The sequence below is a fragment of the Mycobacterium sp. 852013-50091_SCH5140682 genome (assembly GCF_001665685.1).
Classification (GTDB): Bacteria; Actinomycetota; Actinomycetes; order Mycobacteriales; family Mycobacteriaceae; genus Mycobacterium.
In genome coordinates this window covers 79324-96982 of record NZ_LZTB01000010.1, presented here as the reverse complement: position 1 = coordinate 96982, position 17659 = coordinate 79324, and the positions used below count along the sequence as shown (strand labels likewise).

The following is a 17659-nucleotide window of genomic DNA, read 5'->3' as shown; positions in this document are numbered from 1 at the left end:
AACGATGCCGAAGCGGACGGTGTCCGAGACCGACGATATCGGCTACTTCGTGCCCGGGGTTTTGCCGATGTGGCGAGCGGCCGGCCTGTCGCTCGCAGTAGCCGGAAGCGCTGTGTTCAACGGAATCGGCGCTCTCGGTGCCGTACTGATCGCCGCGGTGGTGGTCTACGCGCTCGAGCGGTTGCATCGTCAGGCACCGCAAGCGCCCTCGACCGGCGATCTGGTCGGATCCACGCTCGGTCCGTCGGCCGCGCGATTCACCGGCATGATCCAACTGGCGGCCTACGCCGTCATGGCCGCAGGCGTCGCGGTGTCGCTGGGCGGCCTGTCGTTCTATCACTCGGCGGACCCGGCGTCAGCGATGGCCAGCTGGTGGTGGCCGACGTTGTCACTGGCCTTCGTCGGCCTGGCCGCAACCCTGGTTGCCGTGCTGCCGACCCGGACCATCGGCGCGGCTGCCGCGGCGCTCGCGGCTGTGGGTCTGTTGGTGTACTTCTACGTCGGCCTGGCCATCATCGCCAAGATGCTCAGCGGCACCGCGCCGCTCGACATCGGCCCGCAACGCTTTCCGTCAGCGCTGGTCACGTTGGCCACCGTGATTCCACTTGGTCTGGGACTGGCCGGGTTTGAAGTGGCCAGCGCCGCCAACGGCAGGCTGCGCTCGGTGGGCCGGCCCCTCGGCGTGGTGTTGGCCGCCGTCGCCGTCTGCACGGTCACGCTGCTGGTGGCGGTGAACCTCGCTACGGCAAGCGGTTTCCAGTACCAGGCCAGTTCGTTCTCGTCGATCGCGATCGAAATCTTCGGTGAGCCAAGTCGTCTCTGGCTGCTCGCGGGTCCGGTACCGCTGTCATGTGCGGCCGTCCTTGCGCTGCTGTGGGCAGCGACGCGGGTCGCCGGCCGGCTGTTCGGCGGCGGGGTCGCGACCTCCTGCCTGGTAGCGGCGGGCACCGCCGTCGTTGCCGTGGCGCTCTGCCGCTATCAGCGCGATATCGGCGGCCTGCTGTCCATCGTGGCGGCACTGCTGCTGCTCGCGGTGTACGTCCTTGTCGCCGAAGCAAACTCGCGCGTATCGGGGACACCCGCCGCGATGCAGGGGCCGCGGGTCGTGATGTTGGCGACGGCAGCTGCGGTGGTGTTCATCCCGCTGCGGGCCAGGGACTTCACGATTGCGGCATGGTGGCCGCTGGGCGTCACGGTCCTGATCGTCGGTGTTGCAGCGCTGCTCAGCGGCGTCGGACGAACAGGACGGCCAGCGCCCCAGCCTCGTTGAGTGCCAGATGCGTCAACATCGACGCGGCCAGACCACCGGAGCGGTCGGCGAGCCATCCGAACACCCAGCCCGCGCCGCCGGTCACCAGCACGGTGCCGATGACCGGTGCCCCTGTCGCCCGGGCATCGGCGATGTGCGACAAGCCGAATGCCACCGCCTGCAGCAGCCGCCCGCCACGCGGACCGAATGCACCGGAACCCAGGTTCGCGAGCGCCGCGCGGTAGGTCGTCTCCTCCGCCCACACCGTGCCGATCGGAATCCGCAGCGCCAGCCATCCGACCGGATCGGAGGGAAGTTCCCGCCGACGCATCGCGGCGCGGACCGCGGGCACCGCCGTCGTCGCCGCAGTCCCGGCGGTGACCGCGACGGCGGCGGCCCCGCCCCAGCGCAGGCCGGGCCGGGCCCGGGCGGGCTGTAGGCCGGTCGGGGCGCGAGTGAGCGCGACCAGGCCGGTCCCCAAAGCCGCCCGCAGCACGGGCTGCCAGCGCGCCGGCAGCCGGGGATCGACCAGGGTGCTCCAGGCCACCAGCCCACCGGCCAGCAGCAGTGCCCGTAACTTGTTCGCGGGCATCAGTTTTCGGGGCCGTCCTCGGCCATCGTCTTCTGCAGCGCGATCCGGATCCGCTCGGTGTCATGCGGTGTCCAGCCGGCGGGCGGCGCGACCGCCGCCCAGCCGTCCAATACCGATTCGCCGTAGTTGTGCCCGTGCCCGGCCGGCACCCCGGAGGCGTTGGTGATGTCCGCTGCGACCTGCCAGAACGTGATGATCGGATACCAGCGCATCGATGCCGTGCGGTCCCGGCCCGGTGGCTCGACGAGCCAATCCGGCCGGGAGAACAGCAGATCCGTCGACCACCAGACGATGGGGTCCGATGGATGCTGCAGGAACAGCACCCGCGTCCCCTCCCAGGGTCCTGCCGTGTCGGCGGCGATCTCGCCGGGATCGACAGCCTCGGAGAACCGGACCGTGCGACCGTTGTCGTAGCGCGGTCTGACCGCCGGGCTTCCCGGATCGCGTCGCACCAACAGGCCGTGCCACAGCGTGCTGGCGTTCGGTGGGCCCACCCACAACACCGCGGAGAAACCCATTCTCGCGATGTCGGGCAGCCAGCTGAATGCTCCCTGCCCCGCCAGCGAACCCAAGCTCTCGCCGTAGAGCACCAGTTCGGGCCGGTGGTCCGCGGGCAGTTGGGCCCAGCGCTCCTGGATGGCATCGATCATGGTCCGCCCGGAATCCACCGATTTCTCCCGGTCCGCCATGAACGAAATCCAGCTCGGCAGATAGGAATACTGCATACCGACCATCGCGGTGTCGCCGTTGTACATCATCTCCAGCGCCCGCGCGGCGACCGGGTTGACCCAGCCGGTGCCCGTGGTCGGGACGATCACCAGCAGCTTGCGGTCGAACGCGTGGGTGCGCTCAAGTTCGCTGAGCACCACCGAAATCCGCTCCTCATCGCTGTCGCCGGTCTGCAATCCGGCGTAGACGCGGATGGGCTCCTTGGCAGGCCTTCCGTTGAGCTTGGTGAGCTCGTCGGCGTGCGGTCCGGTGGCGACGAAGTTGCGCCCCTGGAAGCCAAGTGTGTTCCATTGCGCGAAAGAGCTTGGGCTTCCCGACCTTTCAGGTTCATCGGGCTGACTGACGCCTTCGCGGGTGGTGGTGTTCTGCGGCTGGAACACCTGGCTGGCCCCGGCCAGGAACCCGCGGTAGAGCACACCGTTGACCAGCGTGATCACCAGCACCACCACGATCGCGGTCCCGATGAACTGGGCGACCTCACGGTGCAGATGCCAACGGCGGATGAACAGCCGGGCCAGCAGGCGCACGGCGTCGCGCAGAACCCGTGCAGTGGAGATCAACGCCGTCCCGACGGCGACGGCGATGATCAACGTGCGCAGATAGCCTGCAGTACCCGGCCCTTCCATGCCCATCACCGCCGACACCTGCCGTTGCCAGGCGGCAGCCGGGATCAGCATCAGAATGCATGCCGTGATCGCGCCGGCGACGACGACGACCTTGAGGCCGTAGAGCACCCGCTTGCCCGGGGGCCACCACGTTCTGCGTCGCAAAAGCAAGCGGTACAGCACTTTTCCCAGTACGACGCCGATGCCGTAGCCGATCGCGGCGTTGATCCCGCCGATCAGCCCGGCGAACAACCAATCCCTGGGCAGCAGCGACGGGGTCAGCGACAGACAGAAAAACAGGGCGCCGACGGCGATGCCTGCGAAATCGAGCCGGACCAGATTCCAGGCCCAGACCAGTAACGGATGTCGGTTTGTGGTCTGTTCAATCACCCGAACAACCCGGGTAGCACGCCCTCCGACGTGCTCCGCAGCTCGGACAAGGTGACGCTGAACTGGCCCTGCACTTCGACCGAATCACTCCCCTGGTCGACCACGCCGATGCGGGTTACCGGCAGGCCGCGTGCCTCGCACATCGACCGGAACCGGCTCTCCTCGGTGCGCGGCACGGCCACCAGGACGCGGCCCGCCGACTCGGAGAACAACGTCACGAAGGGATCGTCTCCTTCGGGAAGGATTACCCGGCAACCGGTTTCGCCCGCGAGCGCCGATTCGACGACGGCTTGGATCAGGCCACCCTCGGACAGGTCGTGGGCGGCGGAGATCAGCCCGTCGCGCGACGCCGCCACCAGCACCTCGGCCAGCAGCTTCTCGCGGTCGAGGTCGACCTTCGGCGGCACCCCACCCAGGTGGTCGCCGGTGACCTGTGCCCAGATCGACCCGTCGAACTCGTCGCGGGTATCACCGAGCAGCATCAGGGTCTCGCCGGGCTCGGTGCCCAGGCCGGTGGGGATGCGGCGCTTGACGTCGTCGATCACGCCGAGCACACCGACCACGGGGGTCGGCAGGATCGCGGTGGTCCCGGTCTGGTTGTAGAAGCTGACGTTACCGCCGGTCACCGGAATGCCAAGGGTCGCACAGCCATCGGCGAGGCCGCGGACAGCCTGGCTGAACTGCCACATGACGCCGGGGTCCTCGGGGGACCCGAAGTTGAGGCAGTTGGTCACCGCGACCGGTGTGGCACCGGTGACAGCGACGTTGCGGTAAGCCTCGGCGAGCGCAAGCTGCGCGCCGGTGTAGGGATCCAGCTGGGTGTAGCGCCCGGAGGCGTCGGTGGACAACGCGATGCCGCGGCCGGTGGACTCGTCGATGCGCAGCACGCCGCCGTCGGCATGCTCGGCGAGCACGGTGTTACCCCGCACGTACCGGTCGTACTGCTCGGTGATGAACGCCCGGCTGCACAGGTGCGGGCTCCCGACCATCGTCAGCAGGGTCTCGCGCAGCTCGTCGCCGGTCGTGGGTCGCGGCAGCTTGGCCGAGGTGTCGGCGATCAGCGCGTCCTGGCTGTCGGGGCGCGCCACCGGACGCTGGTAGACCGGGCCCTCGTGGGCGACCGTGCGAGGCGGCACGTCGACGACGGTCTCGCCGTTCCAGGTGATCTGCAGCCGATCGCCGTCGGTGACCTCACCGATGACGGTGGCCAGCACGTCCCACTTGCGGCAGACGGCCATGAACGCGTCGACGTTCTCCGGCGCCACGACGGCGCACATGCGCTCCTGCGACTCGCTCGACAGGATCTCGGCAGGCGTCATGTTGGCCGCGCGCTGCGGTACCCGCTCCAGCTCCACCCGCATGCCGCCGTCGCCTGCGGAGGCCAGTTCGGATGTGGCGCAGGACAATCCGGCGCCGCCGAGATCCTGGATACCGACCACGAGGCCTGCGGCGTAAAGCTCAAGACAGCACTCGATGAGCACCTTCTCGGTGAACGGGTCACCGACCTGTACCGCGGGCAGCTTCTTGCGGCCGGGTCCGGACCCTTCGTCGCCGCCGAAGGTCTCCGACGCGAGCACCGACACACCGCCGATGCCGTCGAGGCCGGTGCGAGCACCGAACAGGATGATCTTGTTGCCCGTGCCGGACGCGAAGGCCAGGTGCAGGTCTTCTTTGCGCAGTACGCCGACACACAGCGCGTTCACCAGAGGGTTGCCCGCGTAGGACGCGTCGAAGACGGTCTCGCCGCCGATGTTGGGCAGGCCCAGCGAGTTGCCATAGCCGCCCACACCGCGCACCACGCCGTCGAGCACCCGGCGGGTGTCGGGGGCGTCGGCCGCACCGAAGCGGAGCTGGTCCATCACCGCGACCGGGCGGGCACCCATGGCCATGATGTCGCGGACGATGCCGCCGACACCGGTGGCCGCGCCCTGGTAGGGCTCGACGTAGGACGGGTGGTTGTGGGACTCGACCTTGAAGGTGACGGCCCAGCCGTCGCCGATGTCGACGACGCCGGCGTTCTCGCCGATACCGGCCAACATGCCTGCGCGCATCTCGTCGGTGGTGGTCTCACCGAAATAGCGCAGGTGCACCTTGGAGGACTTGTAGGAGCAGTGCTCACTCCACATCACCGAATACATGGCCAGTTCAGCGTCGGTGGGACGCCTGCCGAGGATTTCCCGGATCCGCTGGTACTCGTCGTCCTTGAGGCCGAGTTCGCGGTAGGGCTGGGGGTGATCGGGGGTGGCGGCTGCCCGCTCCACCGAGTCGATGTCGTGGGTGAGCTCAGACGTCACGCTCAGAGTGTATCGTTGCCGGCCCTGCGGCTCTGACCCCGAGCAGGTCAGCGGCATACTCGGCGGATGCGCAAGCTCGGGTCCAGGGGGCGGCTCGTCGTTGTCGTCGTGGTGTTGGTGCTCGTCGCCACCTGTTACCAGTTCAGGGGGTCGTGGTCGGCTGGCCTGATCGACACCGTGTTGCGACGGCAACCGGGTGTGACGTTCGTGACTCACACCGTCTCGAGCAACGACGGATTCGGGGTCCGCACCGCCAGCTTCAACGTGCACGTCAGCCCCGATGCGACCGCCGACCAGTTGTCAGCGTTGGGCCACACCCTCGCCACGCAGATCCACGATTCCTGGGTGTACGGCGGGCTGGGAGCCAGCTTCGTTGTCATGCGCAGCGCGCAGTCCTACCCCGCCCAGTCAGGTTCGACGATGTATGTCCGCTTCGAACCGTCGCGTTCCACCCCGGAAGCGCCGTGGGCGGACTGGCTCACCCTGTCCAAGGGCGACTATGCCTACGACATCACCGGGTCGGCCTCACCCGACAGCACCAGCCTCGACGTCGGACTGCGCAGCATCGAACATTGGCAAGACCCTCTTAGTGCTTCGGAGTTCGCGACGTCGGTCCGGCGGCTCGCCACGGACTTCCCCGATTCGACCGTCGCCTGGACCGTCTTCGACGCCGACACCAACAAGGCACCGCGCATCCGGTCCAACCACGGCCTGCCCAACCGGGCTCAACTGGCTCTGTGGGAGGCACTCGATCAGATTGCGCCGATCGACGGCGCGTTCAATCTCGACCAGGACGACCAGAACGCCTTCACTCTGGATGCCCTGCCCCCGGGTCCAGCGTCAGACGTGGATCGCGTTGTCGTTGCTCAACTTCAGCTCATCAAGGACTCGGGGCTGCCCGCGGCGTACGACGTCGAGGACGCACAGATCACGGTGCGGCCCGGGGGTTGTTCGAAGGACGTCCGAGAACCTCAGCCACGGACACCGGCGGATTTGGAACTGCAAGCCAGGCTGCGCGCGCAGTTCGAGCAGTGCCGTGGCTGAGCCCGGCCGTCATGTGACCACCTTCGTTTGTGAGCGCTGATAGGCGCGAGCGGCCGCCGGTGCGCTCGCCCCGTGCACGATGACGCTGCCCAGCACCGCGATCACCAGCACCTGTACGACGGTGTCCTCGGCCACGCCCTCGAGGGCATTGAACGCCAGCAGCCCGAACACGATCGAGCTGGTGCCGCGCGGTCCCAACCAGCCGAGCAGCAACCGTTCCGGCCACCCGACCGATGAGCCGAGCATTGCCAGCAGCACCGTGACGACGCGCACCACCGTGAGCACCAGCAGGCAGAACACAACCATCCCCCACGGCACGCCGAAGCCGAGCGCCAGCACTGCGGTGAGGCCGAAGACGAACCACATGCCGGAAGCCAGCAGGAACCCGACATCGTCGACGAGCTCCAGTTCGGTGGTGAACGTCGGCGAGTTCCGGAAGTAGTTGAATGCCATGCCGCAGACGAAGGCCGAGACGAAGCCGTTGCCGCCGATGCCGAGGCTGGCGCCGAACGACAACAGGGGCGCGGTCACCAGGATCACGCGTTTGGCCTGGCCGGTCATCAGACCACGGCGTTCGGCCGCGTTGGTCGCCACCGCCAAGACGGCGCCGACGACAGCGCCGATCAGCAGCGCTTTGCCTGCCTCGGGGATGGCCCGGCCCAGGGCGTCCAGCGGAGTCTCGGCGTGGGTCCGGTCGGAGGCCAATACGACGGCGAAGATGAAGACCGGCGAGACGATGCCGTCGTTGTAGCCTGCCTCGACGTTGAGCAGGCCACGGACCCGTTCGGGAATCCGGTCATCCCGCAGCAGCGAGGATGCCGGCGCGAAGTCGGTCGGCACCACCACGCAGGCGATGACCAGCAGCACGGCCCACGGCAGGCCCGGCAATAACCACAGGCCCAGTAGCACCGACGCGGCCATGCCGAGGGGCATCGCGATGAACAGCAACCGCAGTGCCGAACGCGGGTCAGCACCGAGATACCCGCCGCGCACATCGGTGGCATCGACGAAAAGCAGTACGGCAAGGATGATTTCGACCACGTGCTGGGCGGCTACGGCATTCAGCGTCGACGCCAGCGCATCCTTGGTGGTGAAACCGGTCGCGATCCCGGCCAGCACAAGCACCATGGGTGACGTGAGCCGCAGTCGCTCGAAGCCACGCGAGAAGAGCGACCAGCAGGCCAGCACCACCGAGACCGAGACGAGCGACAACAGCATGGCCGGAATCCTGCCAGCTGACGGCTGCTACTGACCGGCGATGCAGAACGCGTTGCCCGCCGGGTCGGCGAGCACCACCCAGGAGAACGCGTCGCCGAAACTGTGCCGCCCGGTTTCGCTGGCACCCAGCCCGACAAGCCGCGCCACCTCGGCTTCCATGTCGGCGGCATGGAAGTCGAGGTGGACCCGGTTCTTGCCCGGCGTCGGATCCTCGACGTGCTGGAATCCCAGCTTGGGGCCGTCTGGCGACTCGACAATGATGAATTCGCCTGGCATCGCGGCGTTTACCGTGCCGCCGAGGGCCTGTGCCCACCACTGGGCCAGCGACTCGGGTTCGGCACAGTCGACGGTGACCATCTCCACATGCAGCGTCATGCGGCCGACGATAGATCAGGCCGGTGACAAAAACGCCTGCAGCGCCGCCGAGTAGGCCGCGACGTCGTGGGCGCCCATGAACTCCCGCGCGGAATGCATCGCCAGCTGCGCCGCACCGACGTCGACGGTGGGGATACCTGTGCGGGCCGAAGTCATCGGTCCGATCGTCGATCCACAGGGCAGATCGGCCCGGTGCTCATACCGTTGCAGCGGCACGCCTGCCTGCTCGCACGCGAGCGCGAAGGCTGCCGCGGTGCGGCCGTCAGTGGCGTAGCGCAGATTCGGTTGCACTTTGAGCACCGGCCCGGCGTTGACCGCGATCTGGTGGGACGGCTCGTGACGCTCGGGATAGTTCGGGTGGGTCGCGTGCGCCATGTCGCCCGACGCCACCATCGATCCGGCCACCCGGCGTAGATAGTCCTCCCGGCTGCCCCCTGCGGCCAGGGTGATGCGTTCCAGCACGGTGGGCAACAACTCGGACTGGGCGCCGTGGTCGGAGGTGGAGCCCACCTCCTCGTGATCGAACAGCGCCAACACCGGGACGTGATCGGAGTCGGCCGCGGCGAGGAAGGCCTCCAACCCGGCGTAGCACGTCACCTGGTTGTCCAGCCGTGGCGCACTGACGAACTCGTCGTCGACGCCGGTGACGGCCGACGGGTTCGTGTCGTGCGTCATCAGGTCGAACCCCAGCACATCAGCCTCGGCGACACCGGCTCGCTCGGCCACGAAGCCGAGAAACGACCCCGGCCGCTCCCCCAACCCCCACACCGCGTTCACGTGTCGCTGCGGGTCGGGGCTGACGCCTTTGCGGTCGTCGGACAGGTGGATCGCCAGCTGCGGCACCCGCAGGATGGGGTCGTCGACGCAGACCAGGCGGTGTTCGACGCGGTTCCCGACGCGGACCGCCAGCCGGCCGCTGATGCCGAGGTCACGGTCCAGCCAGGAGTTCAGCCAGGCACCGCCGTAGGGCTGCAGCGCCACCACCTGCCAGCCGGCCACCACGCGGTCGGGATATTGCTTGACCCGCAGATTCGGGCTGTCGGTATGCCCGCCGACGATGCGAAACGGCCTCACCGCGCCGGGCCCGTCGGCCCGCCACGCCACCAGCGAACCGGCCCGCACCGTGAAGTAGCGCCCGCCGGCGGGCCACGCGTCGGTTTCGGCCAGCTCTGTGAAACCTGCTGCGGTCAGCCGTTGTGCGGCGTGAGCGCACACATGAAACGGAGACGGCGAGGCATCGATGAACTCACACAGACCATGGGGGCTAGCTGCCATATCTCTATCTTGGCCTGGATTTCGCGGCGGTCCACGCTAGGGTCCTGATGTGCCCGCACCACAACCCCAGCCGGTTCTGGCCCCGCTGACACCGGCTGCCGTGTTCATGGTCTCGACGATCGACGAAGGTCAAGAAGCGGTAGTCCACGACGCTCTTGCCGACATCTCAGGCCTGGTCCGCGCAATCGGATTCCGCGATCCCGCCAAACATTTGTCGGCGATCGTGTCGATCGGGTCCGAGGCCTGGGACCGACTGTTCTCCGGCCCACGCCCTGTCGAACTACATCCCTTTGTCCCCCTCGACGGTCCGCGCCACCACGCCCCGGCGACTCCCGGAGACCTGCTGTTCCACCTGCGGGCCGAGTCCATGGACGTATGTTTCGAACTCGCAACCAAACTCGTCGATGCGATGGCGGGGGCCATCACCATCGTCGACGAGGTGCACGGCTTCAAGTTCTTCGACAACCGGGATCTGCTCGGATTCGTCGACGGCACCGAGAACCCGAACGGGCCGGTGGCCAGCAACGCCAGCCAAATCGGCGACGAGGACCCCGCTTTCGCGGGCGGCTGCTACGTGCACGTACAGAAATACCTGCACGACATGACGTCGTGGAACTCGTTGTCCGTCGAGGAACAGGAGCGGGTGATCGGCCGCACGAAACTCGACGACATCGAGATGCCCGATGCGGTCAAGCCACCCAATTCGCATGTCGCCCTCAACGTCATCGAAGACGCCGAAGGCAATGAGCTGAAGATCATCCGCCACAACATGCCGTTCGGCGAGATCGGCAAGGGCGAATTCGGTACGTACTACATCGGATATTCCCGCACACCGAACGTGACCGAGCGGATGCTGCGCAACATGTTCATCGGTGATCCCCCGGGCAACACCGACCGCATCCTCGACTTCTCCACAGCCGTCACAGGCGGCTTGTTCTTCAGTCCCACCATCGACTTCCTGGACGATCCACCGCCTCTTCCGGCGGACCGGGCAGAAGAACCGCAACCGGTTTCGGTCGACGAGCCGGCGGCGAGCAGCAATGACACCTCACTTGCGATCGGCAGCCTGAAAGGAACACCGCAATGAACAATCTCTACCGCGAACTAGCTCCGATCACCGAGTCCGCCTGGGGCGAGATCGAAACCGAGGCAACTCGGACGTTCAAGCGCCACATCGCCGGGCGGCGCGTCGTCGATGTGACGGGGTCTGGCAGTCCGGTCGAGGCGGCGGTGAGCACCGGTCATCTGCTCGACGTGGAAGCGCCCGCCGACGGAGTGCAGGCCAATCTGCGAGCGAGCCAGCCACTGGTGCGGTTGCGCGTGCCGTTCACGGTGTCGCGCACCGCAATTGACGATGTCGAGCGGGGCGCGCAGGATTCGGACTGGGATCCGGTCAAGGACGCCGCCAAAAAGCTGGCGTTCGTGGAAGACCGGGCGATCTTCGAGGGCTACGGCGCGGCATCCATCCAAGGCATCCGCAGCGCCAGCTCCAATCCCGCACTGGCCCTTCCCGACGACGCCCGCGAGATTCCCGACGTGATCGCCCAGGCACTTTCGGAGCTCCGCCTGGCCGGTGTCGACGGCCCGTACTCGGTGCTGCTGTCGGCGGCGACCTACACGAAGGTCAGTGAGACCACCGCACACGGCTATCCGATCCGCGATCACCTGAGCCGGCTGGTCGACGGGGACATCATCTGGGCCCCCGCCATCGACGGTGCGTTCGTGTTGTCCACCCGCGGTGGCGATTTCGATCTGCACCTCGGCACCGATGTGTCCATCGGCTATCTGTCGCACGACGCCGACAGCGTCAAGCTGTACATGCAGGAGACCCTGACGTTCCTCTGCTACACCGCCGAGGCATCGGTCGCGCTCACCGCCTGACGCACCTTGCACCGCGAGCGTGCGTGTCTGCTTCGGCGACACGCCGCTCGCGGTCGGCATTTTGCGCACGGTTGCGGTCGGCCGAGGGTGGTGCCTACTTCGGTCGCGACGCTGAGCAGTCGACTAGCACCACATCGAGTCTGCGGTGAAGGCGCAAAACATCGAGAAGCGAACGCCCTCAGTGCAGACTCAACGCGTCCGCAACAACGGTCAGGCTGTGAGGACGGCGTCCAACGCAGAGTAGAAGAGGCCGAGGCCGTCGTCGGACGGACCGGTCAAGGCCTCCGTCGCGTGTTCAGGGTGCGGCATGAGACCGACGATGCGGCGGTTGGCCGAGCAGACGCCTGCGATGTTGCGCATCGAGCCGTTGAGGTTCTCGCGGTAACGGAAGACCACGCGATCCTCGGCTTCGAGCTCGTCGAGCACCGCCTCGGACGCCACATAGCGGCCTTCGCCTGACTTGAGCGGGATCAGCAGATCAGCGCCCTGCTCGTAGCGGGTCGTCCACGCCGTCGAGGAGGACGCCACTTCCAGCCACACGTCGCGGCAGATGAAGTGCAGTCCGGCATTACGGGTCAAGGCGCCCGGCAGCAAGCCCGCTTCGCACAGCACCTGAAAACCGTTGCAGATGCCCAGGACCGGCATTCCCTTTTCAGCTGCGGAGACGACGGACGCCATCACGGGGGCGAACTTGGCGATGGCGCCGCAGCGCAAGTAGTCGCCGTAGGAGAAGCCGCCGGGTACCACAACGGCGTCCACGCCGTGCAGATCCGCGTCGGCGTGCCAAAGGTTGACCGCTTCACCCCCGGCCAGTCGCACCGCACGCGCGGCGTCGACGTCGTCGAGGGTGCCGGGGAAGGTGATGACGCCGATTCGGGCGGTCACGAATCCTCCCGGCTCACCGCGAAGTCTTCGATCACGGTGTTGGCCAACAGAGACTCGGCGATCTCGGCCAGCGTCTCGTCGGCCACGGAATCGTCGACTTCAAGCTCAAAACGCTTGCCCTGTCGAACATCTGAGATACCCGCATGCCCGAGACGGCCGAGCGCCCCGACAATGGCCTGCCCCTGGGGGTCCAGGATCTCGGCCTTGGGCATCACATGCACAACTACCTTTGCCACGGCGCACACTCTACCGGCACGACCCCAGGTAGGCGTCGCACAGTGGCCTGGTCATCGCGTCGAACACCTGGCTATCGGGAATCGTCGGCCACGGAACCTGCGGCGGGGTCGTTGACCACATCGCGAGCTCCACCACGGTGCTGTTGCGGGTGTCGGCCAGCAAATACTGGTGCAGCACCCGGTTGCCGTCGATGCTGAGCACCGCCGCCAGCTGGCCGGGCACATCGGTGGTGATCGACGGAGAGCTCTGCGGCGCGGTCAGCTGGCAGGCCCGCAGCGCGCCGGCCGCCACTCGGATGACGCCGAGCGCGATGTCGGCGCCGCGCCAGGTCTCGCCCCGCCAGTGCACCACCTGTGCTTGCACCTGCCACTGGCCGGCCGGTTCAGGGATGAGGGCCCGGGCGCTCACCGCGTAGCCGCGCGCGTCACCCGGCAGCGGCGGCGTCGCGCAGTCGTCCTCGAACCGGAACCGCGGGCCCGCGGTCGCCACGGCCAGTCCGGCCGGCTCGCCCCAGTGGTAGGTGCGGTACAGGGGGATGTCCGACGCGGCGATCCATGCCGAAGCGGGGATCTGATCGCACATCGGCGGACAGGTCGAGGGCTGCGACGAGGCCGCCCCAGGCGTGGCCGCCAGCCCGAAGACCGCGAGCAACATCGCCCACATCATCCGCATGATTGCAGCCACTGAGGGCAACAATATAGGCATGCAATTGACGCATTTCGGACATTCATGCCTTCTGGCCAGCATGTCGGGCACCACGGTGTTGTTCGACCCCGGCAATTTCTCGCACGGATTCGAGGGCATCACCGGCCTGTCGGCGATCCTGATCACCCATCAGCACCCTGACCACGCCGACCCGGCCCGTCTGCCCGCGCTGGTCGACGCCAACCCGCAAGCGGCCCTGTATGCCGACCCCCAGACCGCGGCCCAACTGGGCGGAGAGTGGCAGGCCGTGCAGGTGGGTGACCAGTTCCAGGTCGGCAACATCACCGTGCGCGGGGTCGGCGGCAGGCACGCGGTGATCCACCCCGAAATCCCGGTGATCGACAACATCTCGTATCTGCTGGGCGACGCTGAACATCCGGCGCGGCTGATGCACCCGGGCGACGCGCTGTTCGAGCCCGGCGAGCCGGTCGACGTGCTGGCCACCCCGGCGGCCGCGCCGTGGATGAAGATCTCCGAGGCTGTCGAATACCTGCGCGCCGTGGCGCCGGCCCGGGCGGTGCCGATCCACCAGGGCATCATCGAACGCAACGCGCGGGGTATCTACTACGGGCGGCTCAGCGAGATGACCACCACCGATTTCCAGGTCCTCGAGGAGGAAAACGGCACCGAGTTCTAGGCGATGTCGGCTGCCGCGCCCCGACCGGCGGCGCGGCCGGAGAAGATGCAGCCGCCCAGGAAGGTTCCCTCCAGCGACCGGTAGCCGTGCACACCCCCGCCGCCAAACCCGGCTGCCTCGCCGGCGGCGTACAGCCCGGGCAGCGCCGTGCCGTCCTCGCGCAGCACCCGGGAGTCCAAGTCGGTTTCCAAGCCACCCAACGACTTTCGGGTGAGGATGTGTAGTTTGACGGCGATCAGGGGACCGGCTTCCGGATCGGTGAGCCGATGCGGTGCGACGACGCGTCCCAACCGGTCGCCGAGGTAGCCACGTGCTGCGCGGATCGCGGTGATCTGTCCGTCCTTGGTGTAGCGGTTGGCCACTTCCCTGTCGCGCGCGGTGACTTCGGCGGCCACCGTCGCATAGTCGAGTTCGACCACATCGGGGACCGTGTTCATCGCAGATACCAACTCGCGCAAGGTCGGTGCGCTGACGAAGTCGACACCGCGGTCCACGAACGCCTGGATCGGAGCGGGCGCGCCCCGCCTGACCCGCGCCAGCACGTCGCGCACGCTGCGGTCGGTCAGATCGGGGTTCTGTTCCTGGCCCGAGAGCGCGAATTCCTTGGCGATGATCCGGGCGTTGAGGATGAACCACGTGTAGTCCTGCCCGGTTCGGCAGATGTGTTCCAGGGTGCCGAGGGTGTCGAAGCCGGGATAGAGCGGCACCGGCAGCCGTCTTCCGTTGGCGTCCAACCACAATGACGAGGGCCCGGGCAGGATGCGGATACCGTGTGCGGGCCAGACGGGATCGTAGTTGGTGATTCCCTCGGTGTAGTGCCACATCCGGTCGCTGTTGATGACGCGCGCGCCCGCAGCCTCGGAGATCCCGATCATGCGTCCGTCGACGTGGGCGGGCACACCGCTGAGCAGCTGTTCGGGCACCCGGCCCATGCGGGCAGGCCAATTCTTGCGGACCAGGTCGTGGTTGCCGCCGATGCCCCCGCTGGCCACGATCACAGCTGACGCGTGGAACTCGAAGCTGCCCACTATGTTTCGCGATGACGCCACACCGCGGGCCGCCGATGACGGCTCCAGCACCGAGCCTCGCACCCCGGCCACCAGACCGTCGGACACGATCAGCTCGTCGACGCGGTGCCGGTGGGCGAATCGGACGCGCGTGTTGTTGCGCACGCGGCGGGCAAACATCTCGACGAGCGCAGGGCCGGTGCCCCAGGTGATGTGGAACCGCGGTACCGAATTGCCGTGCCCGAGCGCGTCGTAACCCCCACGCTCGGCCCAGCCGACCAAAGGGAAGGTCTGCAACCCGCGGGCCCGCAACCAGCTGCGCTTCTCCCCCGCCGCGAAATCCACGTAGGCATGCGCCCATTCGCGCGGCCAGTGGTCTTCGGGCCTGTCGAATCCCGCGGTGCCCAACCAGTCCTGCAGTGCGAGCGCCTCGCTGTCGCGGATGCCGAGCCTGCGTTGTTCGGGGCTGTCGACGAAGAACAGCCCGCCGAACGACCAGAACGCCTGGCCCCCGACGTTGGCCGCGTTCTCCTGGTCCACGATGAGCACGCGGTGTCCACGCTCGACGAGTTCGCAGGCGGCCACCAGTCCAGCCAGACCCGCTCCCACGACGATGACATCGGCGTCTGCCATGAGAGGCAAGACTAGCGCGAGTCAGGCGGCGTCGGTCAGTACCGAATCGACGTTCCAGTGGTAGACGGCGGGCGCGCTGCTGTGCAGCAAAGCCAGGTCGATGGCGTCGAGCATGGCCTGTCGCGGACCGGGCCGGTGGAGATGCCGCGCGGCGACGGCGACGCGGACCACGCCGTCGCGCCGGGCAGTGCGCTCAGCAGCCAGAACCAGGGTCCGGCACCACCACGGTTCGGTGAGAAAGCCCTCACCGATACCGAGCACGCGCGCCCTCAGCGTGGTCTGACGGACCAGGTCGGTAACCCCGCTGAGCCCGGCCAGCAACCGAAAGCCGTTGCGCGGTAAAGCGGTCACAGTGCCTTGCGACACCGTCCAGCCCGGGGCGGCGAAGAGCCTGGTGCGTAGGCCGAGGTGCTCGAGCACCCGGTCGGCGCCCATGATCCGCAGGTTGGCCTCGTGCGCGGGCAGGCTCGCGAACTCGCCGCGACGCTTCTTGGTGGCGGCCTCGTCGTACCCGTGCAGGACCACTGCGTCACCGGCGGCGCGGCGGGCGGTCAGCCATTCCACCGTCGCGGCGTCGCGGTCCAAGCGGTATCCGCCTTTGAGTCGTGGTGCGACCAGAAGCGAGGCCGGCACGCCCCGGCTGTCGAGTTCGGCGCAGAATGATTCGACGTCGCCCAGCGTGCGGTCACTGATCTGTGAGATCGAGACGAAGAGTTGTCCGGCCACCCCATCAGTGTGACAACGTCACATGACGCAACGGTTTCCAACACTCTGCCGCCAAATGTCGATTGGGGGCTATCGCGGCACGACCGCTTCGATGGCCGCCACCACTTCGGGCGCATCGGGCGCGGTACGCGGCCGGAACCGGTTGACCACCACGCCACCGGGCGCCAGCAGGAACTTCTCGAAATTCCACTGGATGTCGCCGGCCGCACCGTCGGCGTCGGCGGCCGTGGTCAGGGCGGCGTACAGCGGGTGCCGGTCGGGTCCGTTGACGTCGGTCTTGGCCAGCAGCGGGAAGGTGACGCCGTAGGTGGTCGAGCAGAACGTCTGGATCTCCTCGGGCGTGCCGGGTTCCTGCCCCATGAACTGGTTGCAGGGCACTCCGATGACGGTGAGCCCGCGGTCACCGTAGTCTTGCGCGAGCTTCTCCAGCGCCGCGTACTGCGGGGTGAGACCGCATTTCGATGCCACGTTGACCACCAGCGCCGCGCCAGTTGCCAACGCGCTCAACGTGGTCGGGGTGCCGTCGAGGGTGGTCAGCGGAATTTGGTCGATGCTCACACGTCGACGCTACCGCACCTATGCGTCGAACAGGATCAGGCCCAATCGCTCGACGACACCGAGCGGGTCGGCTCCTGTGTCGACGGCATCGTTGAGCCAGAGCAACGAAAAGCCGTGTACCAGTGACCATGCGGCCAGCGCGGCCGCTTCGGGGTCGGCGTGGGCTCTGGGGTCGACGAGAGTGCCGACTCCGCTGTCGAGCTCGGCCCGCGCGGCCGCGGCGGCCACGACGAGTTCGGGGTTGCTCTCGTCATAGAGCGACTTGTCGAACATCACCGCGTAGTGGCCTGGATGGTCCAGCGCGAACCGGACATAAGCCTTGGCGGCGTCGATGAACTGGGGACGGGCGTCAGTCAGCGCAGCGGCCAGCAACTGGAAGCCTTCCGTGGCCAGCGCGGTGAACAGTCCGCGCCGATCGGTGAAGTGATGCGCCGGTGCGGCGTGCGAAACGCCGGCTGCACGGGCCAGCTCGCGCAGCGAGACACCGTCGGCCCCGCGCTGCGCCACCAGGGTGGCGGCCTGGGCAAGGATCACGGCCTTCAGATCACCGTGGTGGTAGCTCATGCGGTCATCCTAGCCCGCGATCTTGACAGCGACTAGATTAGCGGTACGGTACCAA

The 17659-nt window shown here is 67.6% G+C and carries 18 protein-coding genes; 5 read left to right on the top strand and 13 right to left on the bottom strand.

Annotated features, from left to right (window positions below; all coding sequences use genetic code 11):
* Positions 1 to 4 precede the first annotated feature (4 nt).
* A complete protein-coding gene (locus A5784_RS02940) occupies positions 5 to 1270 on the top strand; it encodes an APC family permease (protein ID WP_064942161.1) in 1266 nt (421 codons plus the stop codon).
* Here the strand turns inward: A5784_RS02940 and A5784_RS02935 are convergent.
* From A5784_RS02935 to purL, 3 genes are read right to left on the bottom strand one after another with little or no spacing between them, the layout of a single operon-like run.
* On the bottom strand, positions 1224 to 1841 hold the full coding sequence (locus A5784_RS02935) for an Rv0804 family intramembrane glutamic endopeptidase (protein WP_064942159.1): 618 nt from the start codon (positions 1839 to 1841) through the stop codon (positions 1224 to 1226). The two genes, A5784_RS02940 and A5784_RS02935, sit on opposite strands and share 47 nt — an antisense overlap.
* On the bottom strand, positions 1841 to 3565 hold the full coding sequence (locus A5784_RS02930; protein WP_064942157.1) for an alpha/beta hydrolase: 1725 nt from the start codon (positions 3563 to 3565) through the stop codon (positions 1841 to 1843). Before A5784_RS02930 ends, A5784_RS02935 begins: the two co-directional genes overlap by 1 nt.
* Entirely contained in the window at positions 3562 to 5859 is a 2298-nt protein-coding gene (gene purL / locus A5784_RS02925; protein WP_064942155.1) for a phosphoribosylformylglycinamidine synthase subunit PurL, read from the bottom strand. The genes A5784_RS02930 and purL overlap by 4 nt, the downstream gene beginning before the upstream one ends.
* A gap of 66 nt (positions 5860 to 5925) precedes the next feature.
* Here purL and A5784_RS02920 point away from each other — a divergent pair, with 66 nt between their 5' ends.
* Positions 5926 to 6903: a hypothetical protein gene (locus A5784_RS02920; protein WP_064942153.1), complete on the top strand. Its 978-nt coding sequence runs from the start codon at positions 5926 to 5928 to the stop codon at positions 6901 to 6903.
* Positions 6904 to 6912: 9 nt separating this feature from the next.
* Here the strand turns inward: A5784_RS02920 and A5784_RS02915 are convergent, their stop codons facing one another.
* The 3 genes from A5784_RS02915 to A5784_RS02905 are packed head-to-tail and all read right to left on the bottom strand — an operon-like array spanning position 6913 to position 9771.
* Positions 6913 to 8121 (bottom strand): cation:proton antiporter domain-containing protein, encoded by a 1209-nt coding sequence (locus A5784_RS02915; RefSeq protein WP_064942152.1) that lies wholly within the window; start codon positions 8119 to 8121, stop codon positions 6913 to 6915.
* A gap of 27 nt (positions 8122 to 8148) precedes the next feature.
* Positions 8149 to 8496: a VOC family protein gene (locus tag A5784_RS02910; RefSeq protein ID WP_064942150.1), complete on the bottom strand. Its 348-nt coding sequence runs from the start codon at positions 8494 to 8496 to the stop codon at positions 8149 to 8151.
* Between the two features lie 15 nt (positions 8497 to 8511).
* On the bottom strand, positions 8512 to 9771 hold the full coding sequence (locus tag A5784_RS02905; RefSeq protein WP_064942148.1) for a M18 family aminopeptidase: 1260 nt from the start codon (positions 9769 to 9771) through the stop codon (positions 8512 to 8514).
* 49 nt (positions 9772 to 9820) lie between these two features.
* Between A5784_RS02905 and A5784_RS02900 the strand changes: the two genes are divergently transcribed.
* Together A5784_RS02900 and A5784_RS02895 are read left to right on the top strand one after the other, a co-directional pair.
* A complete protein-coding gene (locus tag A5784_RS02900) occupies positions 9821 to 10858 on the top strand; it encodes a Dyp-type peroxidase (RefSeq protein WP_064942146.1) in 1038 nt (345 codons plus the stop codon).
* Positions 10855 to 11652: a family 1 encapsulin nanocompartment shell protein gene (locus A5784_RS02895; RefSeq protein WP_029369870.1), complete on the top strand. Its 798-nt coding sequence runs from the start codon at positions 10855 to 10857 to the stop codon at positions 11650 to 11652. The genes A5784_RS02900 and A5784_RS02895 overlap by 4 nt, the downstream gene beginning before the upstream one ends.
* 210 nt (positions 11653 to 11862) lie before the next feature.
* Here A5784_RS02895 and purQ read toward each other — a convergent pair whose 3' ends face one another.
* From purQ to A5784_RS02880, 3 genes are read right to left on the bottom strand one after another with little or no spacing between them, the layout of a single operon-like run.
* Entirely contained in the window at positions 11863 to 12537 is a 675-nt protein-coding gene (gene purQ / locus A5784_RS02890; protein ID WP_064942144.1) for a phosphoribosylformylglycinamidine synthase subunit PurQ, read from the bottom strand.
* Entirely contained in the window at positions 12534 to 12773 is a 240-nt protein-coding gene (gene purS / locus A5784_RS02885) for a phosphoribosylformylglycinamidine synthase subunit PurS (protein WP_019970485.1), read from the bottom strand. The genes purQ and purS overlap by 4 nt, the downstream gene beginning before the upstream one ends.
* Before the next feature lie 10 nt (positions 12774 to 12783).
* On the bottom strand, positions 12784 to 13458 hold the full coding sequence (locus A5784_RS02880) for an ATPase (protein WP_353651896.1): 675 nt from the start codon (positions 13456 to 13458) through the stop codon (positions 12784 to 12786).
* A gap of 19 nt (positions 13459 to 13477) precedes the next feature.
* On the opposite strand from A5784_RS02880, the gene A5784_RS02875 reads away from it, so the two are divergent.
* Positions 13478 to 14116, top strand: a complete 639-nt coding sequence (locus A5784_RS02875) for an MBL fold metallo-hydrolase (protein WP_064942370.1) — start codon at positions 13478 to 13480, stop codon at positions 14114 to 14116.
* On the opposite strand, the gene A5784_RS02870 is transcribed toward A5784_RS02875, so the two are convergent.
* The 4 genes from A5784_RS02870 to A5784_RS02855 all read right to left on the bottom strand — a co-directional run bounded on the left by A5784_RS02870 (position 14113) and on the right by A5784_RS02855 (position 17604).
* Positions 14113 to 15756 (bottom strand): FAD-binding dehydrogenase, encoded by a 1644-nt coding sequence (locus A5784_RS02870; RefSeq protein ID WP_064942141.1) that lies wholly within the window; start codon positions 15754 to 15756, stop codon positions 14113 to 14115. The genes A5784_RS02875 and A5784_RS02870 overlap by 4 nt on opposite strands.
* A 21-nt stretch (positions 15757 to 15777) precedes the next feature.
* Positions 15778 to 16482, bottom strand: coding sequence for a DUF2334 domain-containing protein (locus A5784_RS02865; protein ID WP_064942139.1), 705 nt, complete (start codon positions 16480 to 16482; stop codon positions 15778 to 15780).
* A gap of 69 nt (positions 16483 to 16551) precedes the next feature.
* Entirely contained in the window at positions 16552 to 17034 is a 483-nt protein-coding gene (locus A5784_RS02860; protein WP_502687486.1) for a glutathione peroxidase, read from the bottom strand.
* 24 nt (positions 17035 to 17058) lie between these two features.
* Positions 17059 to 17604, bottom strand: a complete 546-nt coding sequence (locus A5784_RS02855; RefSeq protein WP_064942135.1) for a TetR/AcrR family transcriptional regulator — start codon at positions 17602 to 17604, stop codon at positions 17059 to 17061.
* Positions 17605 to 17659: the final 55 nt, after the last annotated feature.

Bases quoted from the DNA above. Each gene is read 5' to 3' on its own strand.
- A5784_RS02940 (WP_064942161.1), top strand. From the start codon at position 5: ATGCCGAAGCGGACGGTGTCCGAGACCGACGATATCGGCTACTTCGTG.
- A5784_RS02935 (WP_064942159.1), bottom strand. From the start codon at position 1,841: ATGCCCGCGAACAAGTTACGGGCACTGCTGCTGGCCGGTGGGCTGGTG.
- A5784_RS02920 (WP_064942153.1), top strand. From the start codon at position 5,926: ATGCGCAAGCTCGGGTCCAGGGGGCGGCTCGTCGTTGTCGTCGTGGTG.
- A5784_RS02915 (WP_064942152.1), bottom strand. From the start codon at position 8,121: ATGCTGTTGTCGCTCGTCTCGGTCTCGGTGGTGCTGGCCTGCTGGTCG.
- A5784_RS02910 (WP_064942150.1), bottom strand. From the start codon at position 8,496: ATGACGCTGCATGTGGAGATGGTCACCGTCGACTGTGCCGAACCCGAG.
- A5784_RS02905 (WP_064942148.1), bottom strand. From the start codon at position 9,771: ATGGCAGCTAGCCCCCATGGTCTGTGTGAGTTCATCGATGCCTCGCCG.
- A5784_RS02895 (WP_029369870.1), top strand. From the start codon at position 10,855: ATGAACAATCTCTACCGCGAACTAGCTCCGATCACCGAGTCCGCCTGG.
- A5784_RS02875 (WP_064942370.1), top strand. From the start codon at position 13,478: ATGCAATTGACGCATTTCGGACATTCATGCCTTCTGGCCAGCATGTCG.
- A5784_RS02870 (WP_064942141.1), bottom strand. From the start codon at position 15,756: ATGGCAGACGCCGATGTCATCGTCGTGGGAGCGGGTCTGGCTGGACTG.
- A5784_RS02855 (WP_064942135.1), bottom strand. From the start codon at position 17,604: ATGAGCTACCACCACGGTGATCTGAAGGCCGTGATCCTTGCCCAGGCC.